Annotated in this window: 19 protein-coding genes; 14 read left to right on the plus strand and 5 right to left on the minus strand. The window is 68.1% G+C overall.

All coding sequences use genetic code 11. The features are described from left to right. The first annotated feature begins 2 nt into the window (after window positions 1-2). The 14 genes from rpe to secG all read left to right on the plus strand — a co-directional run bounded on the left by rpe (window position 3) and on the right by secG (window position 13,339). On the plus strand, window positions 3-665 hold the full coding sequence (gene rpe, locus MHY23_RS03370; protein WP_239306429.1) for a ribulose-phosphate 3-epimerase: 663 nt from the start codon (window positions 3-5) through the stop codon (window positions 663-665). Further along, on the plus strand, window positions 662-1,660 hold the full coding sequence (gene ribD / locus MHY23_RS03375; protein WP_239306430.1) for a bifunctional diaminohydroxyphosphoribosylaminopyrimidine deaminase/5-amino-6-(5-phosphoribosylamino)uracil reductase RibD: 999 nt from the start codon (window positions 662-664) through the stop codon (window positions 1,658-1,660). Before rpe ends, ribD begins: the two co-directional genes overlap by 4 nt. Next, entirely contained in the window at window positions 1,641-2,228 is a 588-nt protein-coding gene (locus MHY23_RS03380; RefSeq protein WP_239306431.1) for a riboflavin synthase, read from the plus strand. The genes ribD and MHY23_RS03380 overlap by 20 nt, the downstream gene beginning before the upstream one ends. Before the next feature lie 11 nt (window positions 2,229-2,239). Next, a complete protein-coding gene (locus MHY23_RS03385; protein WP_239306432.1) occupies window positions 2,240-3,505 on the plus strand; it encodes a bifunctional 3,4-dihydroxy-2-butanone-4-phosphate synthase/GTP cyclohydrolase II in 1,266 nt (421 codons plus the stop codon). 22 nt (window positions 3,506-3,527) lie between these two features. Then, a complete protein-coding gene (gene ribH, locus MHY23_RS03390) occupies window positions 3,528-4,013 on the plus strand; it encodes a 6,7-dimethyl-8-ribityllumazine synthase (RefSeq protein WP_181888482.1) in 486 nt (161 codons plus the stop codon). A gap of 77 nt (window positions 4,014-4,090) precedes the next feature. Further along, a complete protein-coding gene (locus MHY23_RS03395; RefSeq protein WP_181888481.1) occupies window positions 4,091-4,633 on the plus strand; it encodes a PH domain-containing protein in 543 nt (180 codons plus the stop codon). A gap of 3 nt (window positions 4,634-4,636) precedes the next feature. Further along, window positions 4,637-6,697 carry an excinuclease ABC subunit UvrC gene (gene uvrC / locus MHY23_RS03400; RefSeq protein WP_181888480.1) on the plus strand — a complete coding sequence of 687 codons (2,061 nt, stop codon included), beginning with the start codon at window positions 4,637-4,639 and terminating at the stop codon, window positions 6,695-6,697. A gap of 54 nt (window positions 6,698-6,751) precedes the next feature. After that, entirely contained in the window at window positions 6,752-7,663 is a 912-nt protein-coding gene (gene rapZ / locus MHY23_RS03405) for an RNase adapter RapZ (protein ID WP_236883402.1), read from the plus strand. 33 nt (window positions 7,664-7,696) lie between these two features. After that, entirely contained in the window at window positions 7,697-8,662 is a 966-nt protein-coding gene (gene yvcK, locus MHY23_RS03410; protein ID WP_181888479.1) for a uridine diphosphate-N-acetylglucosamine-binding protein YvcK, read from the plus strand. A gap of 50 nt (window positions 8,663-8,712) precedes the next feature. Beyond that, complete coding sequence (whiA, locus tag MHY23_RS03415) at window positions 8,713-9,681, plus strand: DNA-binding protein WhiA (RefSeq protein ID WP_239306434.1); 969 nt, start codon at window positions 8,713-8,715, stop codon at window positions 9,679-9,681. A gap of 239 nt (window positions 9,682-9,920) precedes the next feature. After that, window positions 9,921-10,931, plus strand: a complete 1,011-nt coding sequence (gene gap / locus MHY23_RS03420) for a type I glyceraldehyde-3-phosphate dehydrogenase (RefSeq protein ID WP_239306435.1) — start codon at window positions 9,921-9,923, stop codon at window positions 10,929-10,931. A gap of 90 nt (window positions 10,932-11,021) precedes the next feature. Further along, on the plus strand, window positions 11,022-12,233 hold the full coding sequence (gene pgk / locus MHY23_RS03425) for a phosphoglycerate kinase (protein ID WP_239306436.1): 1,212 nt from the start codon (window positions 11,022-11,024) through the stop codon (window positions 12,231-12,233). A gap of 14 nt (window positions 12,234-12,247) precedes the next feature. Further along, entirely contained in the window at window positions 12,248-13,021 is a 774-nt protein-coding gene (gene tpiA / locus MHY23_RS03430) for a triose-phosphate isomerase (protein WP_239306437.1), read from the plus strand. Window positions 13,022-13,102: 81 nt separating this feature from the next. Then, window positions 13,103-13,339, plus strand: a complete 237-nt coding sequence (gene secG, locus MHY23_RS03435; protein WP_070473991.1) for a preprotein translocase subunit SecG — start codon at window positions 13,103-13,105, stop codon at window positions 13,337-13,339. A gap of 12 nt (window positions 13,340-13,351) precedes the next feature. On the opposite strand, the gene pgl is transcribed toward secG, so the two are convergent. The 5 genes from pgl to tkt are packed head-to-tail and all read right to left on the minus strand — an operon-like array spanning window position 13,352 to window position 19,784. Then, entirely contained in the window at window positions 13,352-14,035 is a 684-nt protein-coding gene (pgl, locus tag MHY23_RS03440) for a 6-phosphogluconolactonase (RefSeq protein WP_255713827.1), read from the minus strand. Further along, window positions 14,025-14,954: a glucose-6-phosphate dehydrogenase assembly protein OpcA gene (locus MHY23_RS03445; protein WP_239306438.1), complete on the minus strand. Its 930-nt coding sequence runs from the start codon at window positions 14,952-14,954 to the stop codon at window positions 14,025-14,027. Before MHY23_RS03445 ends, pgl begins: the two co-directional genes overlap by 11 nt. Before the next feature lie 17 nt (window positions 14,955-14,971). Further along, entirely contained in the window at window positions 14,972-16,510 is a 1,539-nt protein-coding gene (gene zwf, locus MHY23_RS03450; RefSeq protein ID WP_239306439.1) for a glucose-6-phosphate dehydrogenase, read from the minus strand. A 1-nt stretch (window position 16,511) separates the two neighbouring features. Then, entirely contained in the window at window positions 16,512-17,603 is a 1,092-nt protein-coding gene (gene tal, locus MHY23_RS03455) for a transaldolase (RefSeq protein WP_239306440.1), read from the minus strand. Between the two features lie 9 nt (window positions 17,604-17,612). Further along, entirely contained in the window at window positions 17,613-19,784 is a 2,172-nt protein-coding gene (gene tkt, locus MHY23_RS03460) for a transketolase (protein WP_181888468.1), read from the minus strand. Window positions 19,785-19,850: the final 66 nt, after the last annotated feature.

A 19,850-nucleotide genomic window follows, 5' to 3' on the forward strand; every position in this document is an offset into this window, starting at 1 on the left:
CCATGATTCAGATCGCCCCATCAATTCTGGCCGCGAACTACGCCGCCCTCGGCGAGGACGTGCGCAAGGTTCCCAACGCGGACCTGATTCACGTGGACATCATGGACGGCCACTTCGTGCCCAACCTCTCTTTCGGCCCGGACGTGACCAAGGCGGTCAACGGGGTGACCGACCAGTTCCTGGACATGCACCTGATGATCGAAGAGCCGGAGCGCTGGTTCGAAACCTACGTCCAAGCTGGCGGCGACCGGCTGGTGTTCCACGTTGAGGCCACCGGCGACCACGTCGCGGCCGCGAAGCAGTGCCGCGAGCTGGGCGTGCAGTCCGGTTTTGCCATCAAGCCCGGCACCGCGATTGAGCCGTACCTGGACGATCTGGAGCACTTCGACCAGGTCATGGTCATGAGCGTGGAGCCGGGTTTTGGCGGCCAGAAGTTCATGCCGGAGGTCTTAAGCAAGGTGATGGTGCTGCGCGACCGCATTGCGGAAGCCGGCCTGGACACCATCATCGGCATCGACGGCGGCATCGCAAATGCCACCATCGCGCAGGCCGCGGAGGCCGGCGTGGACGCGTTCGTGGCCGGCTCCGCGGTCTTCGGCGCCGACAACCCGGCCGAGGCGGTAGAGCGCCTGCGCGAGCTCGCCCGCGAGGCCGCGCAAGGGTGACGGCGGAACTCGTCGCCATCTCCGCCGCGATCGAGGCGGGCGAATCGGTGCGCGGCACGACCTCGCCGAACCCTCCGGTGGGCTGCGCGATTGTCAGCGCCTCCGGTGCGCTCATCGCCACGGGCGCAACCTCGCCCGCAGGCGGACCGCACGCGGAAATCAACGCCCTGCGAGACGCGGGCGAGCGCGCCCGGGGCGCGACCGCCGTGGTGACCCTGGAGCCGTGCAACCACACCGGCCGCACCGGCCCCTGCTCGCAGGCATTGGTGGAGGCGGGGATCGCACGCGTGGTGTACTTCACCGCCGACCCGAACGACGCGGCCGCCGGCGGGGCCGAGTACCTGCGCTCCCACGGCGTCGAGGTGGACTTCCAGCCGGTGCGGATCGCGGCGTTGCAGCCGTGGCTGCGCTCGGTGCGCCACAACCGTCCGAGCGTGACGCTGAAGTTCGCCTCCACGCTCGACGGCTTCACCGCCGCGACGGACGGCACGAGCAAGTGGATCACCGGCGATGAAGCCCGCGAGCTGGCGCACGAGGACCGCGCGAAGCTCGACGCGATCATCGTCGGCACCGGCACCGCGATCGCGGACGACCCGTCGCTGACCGCGCGCTTCCCCGACGGCTCGCTGCGCGGACGCCAGCCGCGCCGCGTGGTCGTCGGCAGGCGCGAGGTGCCCGAGGGCAACCTCACCCGCTTGGGCTTCGAGCAGTACGCCACGCCCGAGGAGGCGATGGAGGTGCTGTGGGCAACCGGTGCGCGCGACGTGCTGGTCGAAGGCGGCGCGACGCTCGCCGCGAGCTTTCTCGAGCTGGATCTGGTGGACGCGGTGCAGGCCTACATCGCGCCCGCGCTTCTCGGCGCCGGCCGCGGGGTGCTGGACCGCGCGATTGCCGGCACCATCGCCGACGCCCGCCGCTTCCGCACCACCCTCGTGCGGCCGGTGGGAGGCGATGTGTTCATAGAAATGGAGAGAGATGTTTACGGGACTCGTTGAGGAAATCGGTGTGGTGGAGGAGCTGAAGCTGCTTGACGACGCCGTCCGGATCGCCGTGCGCGCCCCCAAGGTCACCGAGGACGCCGCCCCCGGCGACTCGATTGCCGTGGACGGGGTGTGCCTGACGGTGGTGGACAACGCGAACGGCACCTTCACCGCGGACGTGATGCGCGAGACCATGGACCGTTCCCGGCTCAGCACCTACGAGGCCGGCTCCGAGGTGAACCTGGAACGGGCGCTTGCCGCGGGCCAGCGGATGGGCGGCCACATCGTCCAGGGCCACGTCGACGGTGTGGCCGAGGTGGTCTCGCGCACCCCGTCGGAGCACTGGGAGGTGGTGCGCTTCACGCTGCCAAAGCAGCTTGAGCGCTACGTGGTGGAGAAGGGCTCCATCGCGGTCAACGGCACCTCGCTGACCGTCTCAGCGGTCGGCAAGGGCTACTTCGAGGTCTCGCTGATCCCTACCACGCTGCGCGAGACCACTGCCGGCGCGCTCGCCCCCGGCGACCCGGTGAACCTCGAGGTGGACATCGTGGCCAAATACGTTGAGAAGATGGTGCGGGGATAGGCTTGGACGGTATGACTTCCCCTAACTCCTTGAATACGGTCGAGGAGGCTATCGCCGCCATTCGCGCTGGCAAGGCCGTTGTTGTGGTGGACAGTGAGGACCGCGAGAACGAGGGCGACCTCATCTTCGCCGCCGAGGACGCCACCCCGGAGCTCGTCGCGTTCATGGTGTGCCACACCTCCGGCTACATCTGTGTTTCGATGCCGGATGAGCGCGCCACCGCACTCGAGCTGCCGCCGATGGTGGCCAACAACCAGGACCTGCACGGCACCGCCTACGCCGTCACCGTGGACGCGGCCACCGGTACCACCGGCATCTCCGCGCGCTCGCGCGCGACGACGATCGCCTTGCTTGCAGACGGCTCCGCCAACGCCTCGTCGTTTACCCGCCCCGGCCACGTGGTGCCCCTGCGCGCCAAGGCCGGCGGCGTGCTGGAACGCCCCGGCCACACGGAGGCGGCCGTGGACCTGGCGCGGCTGGCGGGCAAGACCCCGGTGGGCGCGCTGTGCGAGATCGTCTCCGAGGACGACCCCACCGACATGGCGCGTTTCGACGAGCTGCGCCGCTTCGCCAACACGCACGGGCTGCCCATGATCTCCATCGAGCAGCTGGCCGAATACCGCCGCCATCACGAACGCACCGTCGAGCGCGTCACCGCGGCGAAACTTCCCACCGAGTACGGCGAGTTCACCGCCGTGGGCTACCGCGACACTGTTTCCGGGGTGGAGCATGTGGCGTTGGTTGCCGGAGGCGTCGAGAAGCTGCGGGAAGCAACAGATGTGCTGGTGCGGGTGCACTCCGAATGCCTCACCGGCGACGTGTTCGGCTCCACGCGCTGCGATTGCGGCCCTCAGCTGCGCGAGTCCATGCGGCGCATCCAAGCTGCCGGGCGCGGCGTGGTGGTGTACCTGCGCGGGCATGAGGGCCGCGGCATTGGACTCATGGCGAAACTGCAGGCCTACCGGCTGCAGGACGCGGGCCTGGACACCGTGGACGCGAACCTGGAGCAGGGCCTGCCGGCGGACGCGCGGGAGTACTCCGCGGCCGGGCAGATCCTGGCGGATCTGGGGGTGGGCACCTTCGAGCTGCTCACCAACAACCCGGACAAGTCCGACGCGCTGGCGGGTTACGGCCCTGCGGTGGCGCGCCGCAGTAGGATCGAGATCGTTCCCACACACGACAACATCGAGTACCTGCGCACCAAGCGCGACCGGATGGGCCACGACCTGCCTGGTGTGGCCGAATGGCTCCACGCCCATCCGGGGTACGCAACCTAAACGGACCCAAAAGGAGCTGCAAGTGGCATCGAGTGGAGCACCCGAGGACTATTCCATACAGGCGGAGGGCATGACCATCGCCGTGGTTTACACCCGGTGGAACGACAAGATCGTCGACCTGCTGCGCGCCGGCGCGCGGGATGAGGCCCGGGAGCTCGGCGTGAAGGTGGAGGAGTACGCCGTCGCCGGCGCCCTCGAGCTGCCGGTGGTGGTCCAGGCGTGCGCTAAGCGTTACGACGCCGTGGTGGCCCTCGGCTGCGTCATCCGCGGCGAAACCGCCCACTTCCAGTACGTGTGCGACTCCGTGACCGCAGGGCTGACCCGCGTGGCGTTGGATGAGCAGACTCCGGTGGGCAACGGCGTGCTCACCGTCGACGACGAGGACCAGGCCTACGAGCGCGCCGGTGGCGAGGACGCCAAGGAAGACAAGGGTGCCGAGGCCATGCGCGCCGCCGCCGGTACAGCCGCGGAGCTGCGCAAAGTTCGCGCTCTGCCGTTGAAGGGCTAAGGTAGCCCGGAGGGCGTGGGGCGGCCTTTGGGACGCTGCCACGCAACATGCTCGAGCGCTTGTAAGGAGTAACGGCAGTGGCTGATCAGGCTGAACAGCACAACCCCACGGGACTTTCGGGCCGGGACGAGATTGCCTACCTCAACGCGCTCGACCCGCACGCCACCACCACCACGAAACCGTGGGAGCTGGAGCTGTCCTCGAAGTTTCTGCGCAAGGTCGCCGTCGGCTGGATCGTTGTGGTCATGGCGGTGCACGTGTTCATGTCCTGGGCCGTGGACGCCGAATTCACCGGCGTGTCCATCACCGACCTGGACAAGTTCGCCTTCATCGGCGTCGGCCTGATCATCTCCGTGCTGTCCTGGATCGCGCTGACCCGACCGCGGGTGCGCGCGAACGAGGACGGCGTGCAGGTGCGCAACATCATCGGCACCCGCTATTACCCGTGGGCCGTGATCTACGGGCTGAGCTTCCCCAAAGGCTCGCGCATGGCGCGCCTTGAGCTGCCGGAATTCGAGTACGTGCCGCTATGGGCGATCCAGTCCGGTGACAAGGAAGACGCCTTGAAGGCCGTGGATGACTTCCGCGCGCTCGAAGCCAAGTACATGCCGCAGGACTAAGCGTTGGCGGACCCGCAAAGCTACCGCCCGGCGCCGGGCACGATTCCGACCGACCCCGGGGTGTACAAGTTCCGCGACCGCGACGGCCGCGTCATCTACGTGGGCAAGGCGAAAAGCCTGCGCGCGCGCCTGAACAACTACTTCCAGCCGCCGCACACGCTGCACCCGCGCACCCGCCAGATGGTCTACACCGGCGCGTCCGTGGAGTGGACTGTGGTGGCCTCCGAGGTGGAGGCGCTGCAGCTGGAGTACACCTGGATCAAGCGCTTCGACCCGTGGTTCAACGTCATGTACCGCGACGACAAGACCTACCCCATGCTCGCGGTGAGCGTGAAGGAGCGCTACCCGCGCGCGTTCTTCTACCGCGGCCCGAAGCGCAAGGGGGTGCGCTACTTCGGGCCCTACTCTCACGCGTGGGCGGTGCGCGAAACACTGGACCTGCTCACGCGCGTGTTTCCGATCCGGACCTGCTCGAACGGTGTGTTCAACCGCCACGAGTCGCTGGGGCGGCCGTGCCTGCTCGGCTACATCGACAAGTGCGCCGCCCCGTGCGTGGGGCGCGTGGACGAGGCCGAGTACGACGAGATCGTGCAGGGCTTCTTGGGCTTCATGTCGGGGCGTACCGACCAGCTCGTGAGCGGCATCACCGCACAGATGCAGGAAGCTAGTGAGAACCTGGAGTTTGAGAAGGCGGCCAGGCTTCGCGACGACTTGGGCGCCGTGAACAAGGTCATGGAACGCCAGACGGTCGTCTTAGGGCAAAACACTGACGCCGACGTCATCGCTTTCGACACCGACGAGCTCGAAGCGGCGGTGCAGATCTTCAACGTGCGCGACGGGCGCATCCGGGCCCAGCGCGGCTGGGTGGTGGAAAAGACCGGCGATGAGCCCGGCGCCGCCGAGCGGCTGGAAGAGGGGCAGAAAGACCCGACCTTGCCGACGCTGATGCAGAACTTCCTTGTGCAGTACTACTCCGACGCGGTGGAGCGGGTCCGCCAGGAGCAGGAGGAAGACCGCACGATCGAGGCGCAGAAGGTGCGCCGCCGCGGCGTGGACCAGGAGTCCCGCGCCAAGGCGGAGGCGCCGATGCCGGTGCCGCGCGAAATCCTTGTGGAGACGCTGCCGGCGGAACTGCCAGAGGTCACCGAGCTGCTCGCGGAGCTGCGCGGCGGCCCGGTGGAGATCCGCGTGCCGCAGCGCGGCGACAAGCGCGCGCTGATGGAAACGGTGCACAAGAACGCCTCGGAGGCGCTGCACCAGCACAAGCTCAAGCGCGTCGGCGACCTGACCGCCCGTTCCCAGGCGCTGCAGGACATCCAGGACGCCCTCGGGATGGACGAGGCGCCGCTGCGCATCGAGTGCACCGATATTTCCCACATCCAGGGCACCGACGTGGTGGCGTCGCTGGTGGTGTTCGAGGACGGTTTGCCCAAGAAGAACGACTACCGCCGCTACCGCATCAAGGAGGCCGCCGGCGACGGCCGCTCCGACGACGTCGGCTCCATCGCCGAGGTGACCCGGCGCCGCTTCAAGCGCTACAACGAGGACAAGCTGGCTAACCCGGACGAGGTCGCGGAGGAGCAGACCTTCGAGGACGAAGCGGACGAGTCCACCGGGGCGAAGCGGTTCGCCTACCCGCCGCAGCTGTTCATCGTCGACGGCGGCAAGCCCCAGGTCACCGCAGCGCAGGCGGTGTTCGACGAGCTGGGCATCGTGGACGTGCAGCTCATCGGGCTGGCCAAGCGCCTTGAGGAGGTGTGGGTGCCGGACGACGACGAGCCGATCATCCTGCCCCGCAACTCCGAGGGCATGTACCTGCTGCAGCAGATCCGCGACGAGGCGCACCGGTTCGCCATCACGTACCACCGCCAGCAGCGCTCCAAGCGGATGCGCGCCTCGGCGCTGGACGCGGTGCCGGGGCTGGGGCCGGCCCGGCGCACGGACCTGGTTAAGCACTTCGGCTCCGTGAAGAAGATCAAGGAAGCGACGGTGGAGGAGATCCAGCAGGTCAAGGGTGTGGGCCCGAAGCTCGCGGAGACCATCTACCAGCATCTGCACCAGTAGAAGCGGGTTGCTAATCGACGGCACGTCGCCCCCTCCTTGTCTAGGATGTTCCTTATGTCCACGACATCCTCCGCACACGCATTGCCCCAGGAAGATTCCGCGACCCCGATGCGCCCTGTGATCATCACGGGCCTGTCGGGCGGCGGCCTGTCCACGGCAGCGAAGGTCTTTGAGGACAAGGGCTTTTTCGTCTCCCAGAACCTGCCGCCGCAGCTGATTCTGGAGCTGGTGGACCTGGCCGCCGCGGACGATTCCCCGGTGGAGCGCCTCGCGGTGGTCACCGACATCCGCGCGGCGAAATTCAACGGGTCCCTCATGGAGACCATCGCGGCGATCCGGGACCGCGGCCACCAGCCGTTCGTCCTGTTCCTGGAGGCGCGCGACGACGTGCTGATCCGGCGCTTCGACTCGGTGCGCCGCACCCACCCGCTGCAGGGCGACGGCACCCTGCAGTCCGGCATCGCGCACGAGCGCGAGGAGATGGAGGACCTGCGTGCCTCCGCGGACGTCATCATCGACACGTCCAACCTGTCGGTGCACGACCTGCGCCGCGCGGTGGAGGCCTCCGTCGGCGAGCTGCCGGTGGGCCGGCAACACGTCACCATCGAATCCTTCGGGTTCAAGCACGGCTCGCCGCGCGACGCTGATATTGTGCTGGACGTTCGTTTCCTGCCAAACCCGTACTGGGTGGAGGGGCTCCGGGAGTTCCGCGGCGTGGACAAGGCGGTTTCTGACTACGTGTTGAGCCAGGACGGCGCCCGCGAGTACGTGGACAACTTCGTCGACCTGCTCTCTAGCACCCTGGGCGGCTACCGCCACGAGGGCAAGGACTTCATCACCGTAGGCATCGGCTGCACGGGCGGCCACCATCGTTCGGTGGCGGTGGCGGAGGCCGTCGGCAAGCGTCTGCGTCAGCAGGGTCGCGTGGATGTCAACGTGATCCACCGGGACCTCGAACGCCACTAATCAGGCGGCAGGGCCAGCAGAAAGAAGGGTCAATTGAGCCATACGTCGTTCACGTGCCTCGGGGGAGGGCACGGCTTGTACCAGACGCTTACCGCCGCGCGCGAAGCCGGCGCGTCCACGATCAACGCAGTGGTCACCGTGGCGGACGACGGTGGATCGTCCGGGCGCTTGCGCCGCGAGATGGAGATCGTCCCGCCCGGGGATCTGCGCATGGCGCTGGCGGCCCTGACAGCCGAAGGGGAGGAGGGCGCGCAGTGGCGAGAGACCCTGCAGCACCGCTTCGGCGGGCACGGCGCGATGGCCGGCCACGCGCTGGGCAACCTGTTGATCACCGGGCTGGCCGAGCGCCTGGGCGACACCCAGGCCGCCCTGGATCAGGTGGCCGCCTGGACCGGATCCGCCGGCCGCGTCATCCCGGTGTGCCCGCAGCCGCTGGACATCGAAGCGGACGTGGCGGGCTTGGACGACGACCCGCGCGTGCTGCGCTCCGTGCGCGGCCAGGTGGCGGTGGCCACCACCCCCGGGGCGGTGCGGCGTGTGCGCCTGACCCCGGCGCAGCCAGCCGCGAGCGAGGCGGCGGTGCAGGCGATCATGGACGCGGACATGGTGACCATCGGGCCCGGCTCCTGGTTCTCCTCGGTGATCCCGCACATCCTCGTGCCCGACATCGCCCAGGCGCTCAACGAGACGTCGGCGACCGTCGCGGTGATCCTGAACCTTTCGCCGGAGGCGGGGGAGACCCACGGGTTCACCACCGAACGCCACATCCACGTGTTCTCCCAGCACGCCCCGCAGCTGCACGTGGACTACTTCCTCGCCGATGAGCGCACCGCCACCTCCGACGGCGAGCGCGACAACATCGCCCGCGCCGCCGCTCGTTTGGACGCAGAGGTCGCCTTCGCCCCGCTGCGCGAGGTGGACGCCGTGGGCGCACCGCTGAACCGCCACGACCCGAAGCAATTGGCATCTGCCCTCAAGGCGCTGCGCCCGGCACGATAGAATGCTGGGCGGTTCCAAGCTGCAACACACGTAAACGAGGGGAGGCGCCGGTGGCGCTCACGGCCAAGGTCAAGGACGAACTCCTGCGCGCCACCGGCGGCGGGCTGGAGGCGCGCGCCGCGGAAGCGGCCGCGCTGATCCGGTTCGGCGGGGAGATCCAGCCGGCGGAGGGCGGGGTGGCCATCGTCGCGGATTTTGAGGAAGAAGCGGTCGCGCGGCGCCTGGCCAGCACGGTGGCCGATTTGTGCGCGGTGGAGGCGAGTGTGGAGCTACTTGCGCCGTCTTCAGGCAACCGCGAATCGCGGTACGAGGTGCGCGTCGATGACGGCGCGGCGGACGTCATCCGCCGCTTGAAGCTCGTCACCGCGTCCGGCCACCCGGTCGTGGGGATGCCGCGGCAGGTCATTTCCGGCGACATGGCCGGGGTCGAGGCCGCGTGGCGCGGGGCCTTCCTCGCGCGCGGGCGCTTGGCTGAACCGGGCCGGACCGCCACCCTTGAGGTCGCCTGCCCGGGCCAGGAAGCCGCGCTGGCACTGGTCGGGCTCGCCCGGCGCTTAGGCCTGACGGCGAAGACCCGCGAGACCCGCGGCGTCGAGCGGGTGACCTTGCGCGACGGCGAGGCGATCGGCATCCTGCTCAGCCGCATGGGCGCGCCGGCAACCCGCATCGAATGGGACACGAAGCGCGAATCCCGCGCAGTCAAGGCGAAGGCGAACAGCAGGCTCGCCACGTTCGACGACGCGAACACCCGCCGCTCGGCGCAGGCGGCGGCCGCGGCGGCGGCCCGCGTGGAGCGCGCCATGGAGATCCTCGGCGACGACGTCCCCGAGCACCTCGCCGAAGCCGGCTACCTGCGCGTGGAGCACCGCCACGCTTCCCTGGAGGAGCTGGGGCGCCTGGCGGACCCGCAGATGACCAAGGACGCGGTGGCTGGACGCATCCGGCGCCTGCTCTCCCTCGCAGATAAGCGCGCCTCGGAACTGGGCGTGGAGGACACGCACGGGAGCCCGACCACCTAAAACCCGCACGGGTGACATACTTCACAGTGGGTGCTGCGCGGTCGGAGTCGGGGGGTGGAAGCGGCAGAAATGGCTCCCCCTGAGGCGTGGAAACGGGCATAAACCAACATCCGGGGCGGGTGGCAATTGCTGTTGCTACCCCTGGTTTCGTCGATAGGCAAAACGTTATCTGCAGGTAGGGGACCTGCTCATTACACTCGGGGGTGACCGACAGACCACGAGCACGAGGAGTGTTGACTGTGACTACCCGCATTGGCATCAACGGTTTCGGCCGCATCGGCCGCGCAGCGCTGCGCATCATCGAGGACGAGTACAAGGGCGAGCTCGAAGTGGTGAAGATCAACGATCTCACCGACAACGAGACCCTGGCGCACCTGATGAAGTACGACACAGCGTACGGCCAGTTCAACCACGACATTGAGCACGACGACGACTCCATCACCATCGACGGCCGCCGCATCGAGGTCTCCGCGGAGAAGGACCCGGCCAACCTCGCCTGGGGCGACTCCGACGTGGACATCGTGCTCGAGTGCACCGGCGTCTTCCGCAAGGGCCCGGACGCCAAGGCGCACATTGACGCTGGCGCGAAGAAGGTCATCATCTCCGCTCCAGGCAAGGAAGTCGACGGCACCTACGTCTGGGGCGTCAACCACGCCGACTACACCGGCTCCGAGGACGTCATCTCCGCCGCATCCTGCACCACCAACTCTCTCGCGCCGGTGGCGAAGGTGCTCGACGAGGCGTTCGGCATCGAGCGCGGCCTGATGACCACCGTGCACGCCTACACCGGCGACCAGCGCCTCCAGGACGCGCCGCACAAGGACCTGCGCCGCGCCCGCGCCGCCGCCCAGAACATCGTGCCCACCACCACCGGCGCCGCAAAGGCCGTTGCGCTGGTGCTGCCGAACCTGGAGGGCAAGCTTGACGGCTTCGCCATGCGCGTGCCCACCATCACCGGTTCCGCCACCGACCTCACCGTCACCCTGGGCAAGGAGGCCACGGTCGAGGAGGTTAACGCAGCGGTAAAGAAGGCCGCCGAGGACGCCGAGTTCGGCCAGGCGCTGCTCTACACCGAGGACCCGATCGTCTCCTCCGACATCATCGGCAACTCCCACGGCGCGATCTTCGACGCCGGCATGACCCGCGTGATTGACGGCAACATGGTCAAGATCATTTCGTGGTACGACAACGAGTGGTCCTACACCTCCCAGTACATCCGCCTGACCAAGTTCGTGGCGGACAAGCTCTAAGGAGCTTGAGTTGCGGGTCTGCGGTGCTTCCGGCACGGCGGACCCGTTTTTCATACGATGGTGAGTGTTCACAGAACAAAGGAGATACCAATGACCAAGAACTTGCAGCAGCTTCTCGACGAAGGCGTGGACGGCCGCCACGTCCTGGTCCGGTCCGACTTCAACGTCCCCCTGGACGACAACGGCAGCATCACCGACGCCGGCCGCATCGACGCCTCCCTGCCGACCCTGAAGGCGCTGCTGGACGGCGGTGCCAAGGTGATTGTCATGGCCCACCTGGGCCGCCCGAAAGGCGAGGTCAACCCGAAGTTCTCCCTCGCCCCGGTGGCGGAGGCGCTGTCTGAGCGCCTTGGCCAGTTCGTCGCGCTGGCGGGCGACGTCTCCGGCGAGGACGCCCACGAGCGCGCCAACGGCCTGACCGAGGGCGAGATCCTCCTGCTCGAAAACGTCCGCTTCGACGCGCGCGAGACCTCCAAGGACGAGGCGGAGCGCACCGCCTTTGCAGAGGAGCTCGCGGCGTTGGCGGCCGACAACGGCGCGTTCGTCTCCGACGGCTTCGGCGTGGTGCACCGCGCGCAGGCATCCGTCTTCGACGTGGCGAAGAAGCTCCCGGCCTACGCCGGCTACCTCGTGGACAAGGAGGTGGAGACCCTGTCCTCCGTGAAGGACAACCCGGAGCACCCGTACGTGGTGGTGCTGGGCGGCTCCAAGGTCTCCGACAAGCTCGGCGTGATCGAGGCGCTGGCGGAAAAGGCCGACAAGATCATCATCGGCGGCGGCATGTGCTACACCTTCCTCGCCGCGCAGGGCCACAACGTGCAGAAGTCCCTGCTGCAGGAGGACATGGTGGACACCTGCAAGGAGCTCATCGAGCGCTTCGGCGACAAGCTGCTGCTGCCGGTGGACGTCGCCGCAGGCGCGGAGTTTGACAAGGACACCGAGAAGAAGGTCGTCGGCCTGGACGAAATCCCGGAGGGCTGGATGGGCCTGGACATCGGCCCGGAGACCGCCAAGAGCTACGCCGAGGCTATCAAGGACTCCAAGACCGTGTTCTGGAACGGGCCGATGGGTGTGTTCGAGTTCCCGAACTTCGCCGACGGCACCAAGGCCGTCGCCGAGGCCATGATCGCGGCGACGAAGGAGAACGGCTCCTTCACCGTGGTCGGCGGCGGCGACTCCGCGGCGTCGGTGCGCACCCTCGGCCTTGACGAGGGCGGCTTCAGCCACATCTCCACCGGCGGCGGCGCCTCCCTCGAGCTGATCGAGGGCAAGGAACTGCCGGGCGTTTCCGTACTGAACTAGGAGGTTTGCTACCCATGGCACGCACGTCACTTATTGCGGGCAACTGGAAGATGAACCACGACCACCTCGAGGCCATCCAGAGCGCCCAAAAGCTCGCCTTCGCGTTTCCGAAGGACGGCTACGAGTACGTCGACATCGCGCTGACGGTCCCGTTCACGGACCTGCGCTCCATCCAGACCCTGGTGGAGGGCGACAAGCTCAAGATCACCTACGGCGCCCAGGACGTCTCCGAGCACGACAACGGCGCCTACACCGGCGACATCTCCGCGTCCATGCTGGAGAAGCTGGGGTGCTCCTGGGTGGTCGTCGGCCACTCGGAGCGCCGCGAGTACCACGGCGAGACCAACGAGCAGGTCGCCGCGAAGGCCGCCAAGGCCATCGAGCACGGCATCGCACCAATCGTCTGCGTGGGCGAGCCGCTCGAGGTGCGCGAGGCGGGCGAGCACGTGGAATTCGTCGTGAAGCAGGCGCGCGAGTCGCTCGCGGGCGTGGACCTGTCCAAGGCGGTCATCGCCTACGAGCCGGTCTGGGCGATCGGCACCGGCAAGGTCGCCTCAGCGGAAGATGCCCAGGAGGTCTGCCACGGCATCCGCGAGCTCGTGCGCGAGCTTAGCGACGACTCCGTCGCCGACGCGATCCGCATCCTCTACGGCGGCTCAGTCAAGGCCGACACGGTCGCCGAGATCATCTCGCAGCCGGACGTCGACGGCGGCCTGGTCGGCGGCGCCTCCCTGGACGGGCAGGACTTTGCCAAGCTTGCCGCGGCGGCCGCCAACGCGGTGATGTAAGTCGCTGCTGGGTTCGTCTTTGCGGTGGTGTAAGCTCATCGGGAGTTTGCACCATCGCCCATTTTGAAAGGTGTCGCACACATGGCTTTAGCCCTTGAGATTGTGCTGGTGATCGCCGCGATCCTCATGACCGTCTTCGTCCTGCTCCACAAGGGTAAGGGCGGCGGCCTGTCCAGCCTGTTCGGCGGCGGCGTCCAGGCAAACCTGTCCGGTTCGACCACGGTGGAGAAGAACCTCGACCGCGTCACCGTGCTGCTGGCCCTGATCTGGATCCTCTGCATCATCGGCCTGAATCTGATTCAGACCTACGCGGTCTAAGCACGCGCGAAGCTAGAACGGTCCTGTTGCGTCCTTCGTGGCGAACAGGACCGTTTCTTTGCGCCCGATAGCGCCGGCGACCGGCCAGTCGTCGGCGGCCTCGGCGCCGTCGCCGGCATGGCTCGCGGCCTCCGCCTTCTCGGCGCCGGAGACCAGCAGCCACACCCGGTCGGCGGACTGCACCGCCGGCAGCGTCAGGGTGGCGCGCTCGGCGGGCGGCTTCGGCGAGTCCGTCACCGCCACGACCATCGCGTCGCGCTCGCGCACCGCGTCGGTGTGGGGGAACAGGGAGTTGATGTGGCCCTCGCCGCCCATACCCAAAAGGTGCAGGTCGAAGCCGCCGTCGCCGACGAGTGTGCGGTAGCGCTGAACCGCGGCGTCCATCGGGCCGCCGTCGAGGCCGTAGCCGTGGATGTTCTCCTCCGGGATGTCCACCTTGGACAGCAGCGCCGCCCGTGCTTGGCCTTCGTTGGAGTCGGGGTGGCTGGCGGGCACGTTGCGCTCGTCGCCAAAGAAAACCTTCACGCGCGACCAGTCGATGTCCTCGCCGGCGAGGCGCTCCAGCAGTGCGATGCCGGCGGTGCCGCCGGTGAGCACCACGCGTGCGGTGCGGCCCTCCGCGTGGACATCGGACATGAGGGCGGTGAACCGGGAGGTCGCGGCGTCGAGAAGCGATGCAAGATCCTTAAAGCTCATTGTGTACTCCTTGAAGTCCGCGCAGCGCGCGCTCGTAGGTGGTGTCCGGGCCGAGGTGGCGCAGGTCCTCGGCGAGGCTTTCGGCCTCGGTGCGCTCGCCCATGGCCACGAATGAATCGGCGTTGCCGGGGGCGGAGATACGCACGGTGTGGCTGTCCTGGACCGCTACCCCCACGTCGCCACCGTCGCAGTGCAGCACCAGGCGGGCGATAGGGAAGTCGCCGGCCGCATCGCCCTCGCAGCGGGTCACATCCACGCCGAGGCTGGAGGCGAGCCAGCCCGCGGCCAGGTCCACGCTCGGGTCCCCGGCGGCGCCCGCGATTTCGGCGCTGTGGACGCGTGTGCCGGGATGGCGGTCCAGGGCGGAGGCGACGATGCCGCGCCACGGGGTGATCCGCGACCACATCATGTCCGAATCGCCGTGCTCGTAGCCGTCCGTGAGCTGCTTGAGGGTCACGCCGTTCGTGCCGCGGCGCAGGTTCGTGATGCGGCGCTGCGCGATCCTGCCCAGCTGCGTGCCGGCCGGGTGCTTCGGGGCCTTCTGCGGCCAGCACGCCACCACGGGGGTATCGGGTAACAGCAGCGGGGTGACTACGGCGCCCATATGCCCCGTCAGTTCGCCGTACAGGCGCATGACCACAACCTCGGAGGCGCCGGCGTCGGTGGCCACCAGCACCTGCGCGTCGAGGCGGGTGTCGGCCTCCGAGTCGCCGGAGATGAGCACCAGCACACGGGCGGGGTGCTCGAAGGAGGCGTCGCGCAGGGTCGCAAGGGTCTCGTCGATGCTGTCCTCGCGCGAGTCGTCAATAGCCACCAGCAGGGTGAGCACGCGCCCGGTGGCAAGCGAGTGGCGCTCGCGCGCGTGCGCGAGCTCTGCGGCGATGGCCTTGGTTGTGGTGTCCGGCAATTCGGTGATCATGCTCGAGCCTTTCGTGCTTATGGACGCCGCCAGGCACGGCCGTCCTTCGACAGCATGCGCTCGGCGGAGGCCGGCCCCCAGGTGCCGGCGGCGTAGTCGTCGGGGCTGCCTTGATCGGCCCAGTAGTTCAGCACCGGGTCCAGGATCTCCCAGCTGCGCTCCACCTCGGAGTTGGTGGGAAACAGGCTCGATTCATCCAAAAGAGCGTCGAGGATGAGGCGCTCGTAGGCCTCTGGCGACTGCTCGGTGAACGCCTCGGAGTAGGAGAAGTCCATGTTCACGTCGCGCAACTCCATGCCGGGGCCGGGCACCTTGGAGCCGAAGCGCATCAGCACGCCCTCGTCGGGCTGGACGCGGATGACGACGGCGTTGTTGGTCAAAAGGTCGGTCTGTCCCTGGGAGAACGGCTGGTACGGCGGGCGTTTGAACACCAGCGCGATCTCGGTGACGCGGCGGCCCAGTCGCTTGCCGGTGCGCAGGTAGAACGGCACGCCGGCCCAGCGGCGGGAATCGATCTGTAGGGTGCAGGCGGCGAACGTCTCGGTGGTGGAGTTCGGGTCGAACCCTTCCTCCTCGCGCAGGCCGACCGCTTTCTTCGACCCCTGCCACCCGGCGGTGTACTGCCCGCGCGCGGTGGTTTTGCCGAACGGGCCCACCGCTGAGGTGGCGCGCAGCACCTTGAGCTTCTCGGCGCGCAGCTGGCCGGGGGAAAAGGAGGTCGGCTCCTCCATAGCCACCAGGGCGAGCAGCTGGATCAGGTGGTTCTGGATCACGTCGCGGGCGGCGCCGATGCCGTCGTAGTAGCTGGCGCGCCCGCCCAGGCCGATGTCCTCGGCCATGGTGATCTGCACGTGGTCGATGTAGTGGGAGTTCCACACCGGCTCAAACATCTGGTTGGAAAAGCGCAGTGCAAGGATGTTCTGGACAGTTTCCTTGCCCAGGTAGTGGTCGATGCGGAACACAGAGCGCTCGTCGAACACCGCGCCGACGACCTCGTTGAGCTCCTTGGCGGACTCGAGGTCGTGGCCGAACGGCTTTTCAATGATCACGCGGCGCCACTGGTTTTCGCCCTCGTGCGCCATGCCGGAGCGATCCAACTGGTGGACAACCTCGGCGAAGAACTCCGGCGGCACGGACAGGTAGTAGGCCCAGTTGCCGGCGGTGCCGCGCTCGTCGTCGCTGCGTTTGCAGGTGGCGGCGAGCCGGTCGAAGGCGGCGTCGTCGTCGAAGTTGCCCTGGACGAACTCTAGGCCCTCGGCGAGGCGCTGCCAGACGTTCTCGTGAAACTCGGTGCGTGCGCCTTCGTCGATAGCTTTGCGCACGTACGCCTCGAAGTCGGCCTTGGACCAGTCGCGCCGCCCGTAGCCGACCAGGGTGAACCCGCCGGGCAAAAGGCCGCGGTTGGCCAGGTCATAGACGGCCGGCAGCAGCTTCTTGCGGGCGAGGTCGCCGGTGACGCCGAAGATCACCATGCCGGAGGGCCCGGCGATCTGGGGGAGACGTTTGTCGGCGGGGGAGCGCAGCGGGTTAGTCCACTGCTGGTGCGGAGAAGTCACGTTAGGCGAGCCTAGCAGTCATGGAATCGAGCAGCTCCTGCCACGCGTCCACGAACTTCTCCACGCCTTCGCGCTCCAACACGGCCACTACGTCGTCGAGGTCGATGCCCACGCCGCGCAGCGCCGCGAAGGTCTCGCGGGAGACGGCTTCGGTGCCGGTGAGGGTGTCGCCGTGCACGCCGCCGTCGCGAAGCACGGCGTCGAGCGTCTTCTCCGGCATCGTATTCACGGTCTGCGGGCCGGCGAGCTCGGTGACGTACATCGTCGCCGGGTAGTCCGGGTTCTTCACACCGGTCGACGCCCACAGGGGGCGCTGGGCGTTCGCATTTGCAGGAAGCTTAGCGACGTCAACGTCGCCGAACTCACGCTCAAACAGCGCATACGCCAACCGCGCGTTGGCGATGCCCGCCTTGCCGCGCAGCGCCAGCGCTTCGTCGGTGCCGATGGCCCCCAGGCGCTTGTCCACCTCGGTGTCCATGCGGGAGACGAAGAACGACGCCACCGAGTGGATGCGGCTGACATCGTGGCCGTTGGCGGCGGCCTTGCGGATGCCGTCCTTGTAGGCGTCGATGACTTGCTGGTAGCGCTCCACGGAGAAGATCAGGGTGACGTTGACGGAGATGCCCTCGGCCAGTGCGGCGGTGACGGCGGGCAGCGACTCGTCGGTCGCCGGGATCTTGATCATGAGGTTGTCGCGGTCCACCAGCTGCCACAGCTCGCGGGCCTGCGCGATGGTCTTTTGCTCGTCGGCGGCGAAGCGCGGGTCCACCTCGATGGAGACGCGGCCGTCCTTGCCGCCGGTGGCCTCGTAGGTGTCGCGGAAGAGGTCGCAGGCGTCCTGCACATCCTTGACGCTCATGGCGTAGACAGCGGCGTCGGCGGTGGTGCCAGCCTGCTTCAGCTCGGCGAGCTGCTCGTCGTAGTGGTTGCCGGAACCCATGGCAGCGGCGAAGATCGCCGGGTTCGTGGTCACACCCACGATGGACTTCGCGTCCTTCACCTCGGCGAGGTTGCCGGTGGCGATGCGCTCGCGGGAGAGGTCGTCGAGCCAGGTGGAGGTGCCGGCCTGGTACAGATCGTCGATAGCAGTCATGCCGCAACCCTACTTTCCGTCGCCGCGGGTCGGCTCAGCCTCGGTGTCGCCGACGCGCACGCTCGTCGCCACGCTGCGCTCCTCGCGCACGCACTCGAGGGTCTCGCGGCCGGTGCGAACGACGTTGTCGGTGGTGAAGCCGAAGCGCTCGAACAGCTCCGCACCCGGCGCGGAGGCGCCGAAGTGCTCCAGGGACACCGCGCGGCCGTATTCGCCGAGGAAGCGGAACCACGGCATGGAGGTCGCGGCCTCGACGGACACGCGGGCCTTGACATCGCGCGGCAGCACGGAGTCGATGTAGGCATCGTCCTGCTCCATGAACCAGTCCATGGACGGCACGGACACCACGCGGGTGGCGGTGCCCTCGGACTCGAGGACCTTGGCGGCCTCGACGGCGTACTGCACCTCGGAGCCGGAGGCCATGAGGATCACGTCCGGGGTGTCGGCGGATTCTTCGACCAGCACGTAGGCGCCGCGGGCCACGCCGTCGAAGGCCTTCTCCTTGGTGCCCTCGAGCACGGGCAGGTTCTGGCGGGACAGCGCCAGCGCCTTCGGCTGCTCCTTCGCCTCGAGCGCGGCGATCCAGGCGGCCGAGGTCTCGTTCGCGTCCGCCGGCCGGATCACGGCGACATCCGGGATGGCGCGCAGGGCGGCGAGGGTCTCCACCGGCTGGTGGGTCGGGCCGTCCTCGCCAAGCCCGATGGAGTCGTGGGTGAACACGTAGTAGCCGTCGATGCCGGACAAGGCGGCGACACGGATGGCGGGGTAGAGGTACTCGGAGAAGATGAGGAAGGTGCCGCCGTAGACGCGGGTGCCGCCGTGCAGGGCGATGCCGTTCATCACCGCGCCCATGGCGTGCTCGCGGATGCCGAAGTGCAGGTTGCGGCCGTAGGGGTCGGCGGAGAACATCTCGGTGGAAATGGAGCGCGGGCCGAAGGACCTCTCGCCCTCGATCAGGGTGTTGTTGGACCCTGCCAGGTCGGCGGAGCCGCCCCACAGCTCAGGCAGCGCGGCCGCGGCGGCCTGGATCGCGGCCGCGGACGCCTTGCGGGTGGCCACACCCTTCGCGTCCGGCTCCCAGGTGGGGAAGTCCTTCTTCCAATCCGTCGGCAGCTCGCGGGCTGTGAGGCGGTCCAGCAGCGCCTTGCGCTCAGGGTTCGCCTCGGCCCAGGCGTTGAACTTCTCGTCCCAGACGGCCCGCTTCTCTGCGGCGCGCTCGCGCAGCTTGCGGGTGTGAGCGATCACCTCATCCTCTTCCGGGAAGTTCACCGCCGGGTCGAAGCCGAGCGCCTCCTTGACCGCGGCGACCTCGTCGGCGCCGAGTGCCGCGCCGTGGATGGCGCCGGTGTTCATCAGGTTCGGGGCCGGGTAGCCGATCACGGTTTTCACGCGGATGATCGTCGGCTTGGTCGGCTCCGCCTTCGCCTCGGCCACGGCGGCCTCGATGGCGGCGACGTCCTCGCCGGATTCGACGGTAAGCGTCTGCCAGCCGTAGGCGTCGTAACGCTTGAGCACGTCCTCAGTGAACGCAATTTGGGTGTCGTCCTCGATGGAGATGCGGTTGTCGTCCCAGAACAGGATGAGGTTGCCCAGCTGCTGGGTGCCGGCGAGCGAGGACGCCTCGGCGGTCACACCCTCCTGCAGGCAGCCGTCGCCGGCGACGACGTAGATGTAGTGGTCGAAGGGCGACTCGCCGGCGGGGGCGTCGGGGTCGAACAGGCCACGTTCACGTCGAGAAGCCATCGCCATGCCCACTGCGGAAGCGAGGCCCTGGCCGAGCGGGCCGGTGGTGATCTCGATGTGTTCGGTGTGGTTGTACTCCGGGTGGCCCGGGGTCTTCGAACCCCAGGTGCGCAGGTCCTTCAGGTCCTGCAGCTCCAGGCCGAAGCCGCCGAGGTACAGCTGCACATACTGCGTGAGCGAGGAGTGGCCGTTGGACAGCACGAAGCGGTCGCGGCCCACCCAATCCTTGTCGGTCGGGTCCACGTCCATCACGCGCTGGAACAGGGTGTAGGCCAGTGGCGCGAGGCTCATGGCGGTGCCAGGGTGTCCGGAACCGCAGTTTTCCACCGCGTCGGCGGCGAGCACCCTGGCCGTGTCAACGGCGCGGGTGTCGGTCTCGGTCCAATCCTGCGGGTAGTTGCGCTCGGTCATTGCCTGCAGTTTCGGGGGCAGCGTCATGGGGTCCTCGCTTTCTTTAAGGTCGCACAAAAGCATATCGCTTATCGACGCCTCCGGTCCCACCCC

The organism is Corynebacterium sp. ACRQP, assembly GCF_022345915.1.
GTDB classification, from domain to species: Bacteria; Actinomycetota; Actinomycetes; order Mycobacteriales; family Mycobacteriaceae; genus Corynebacterium; species Corynebacterium lehmanniae.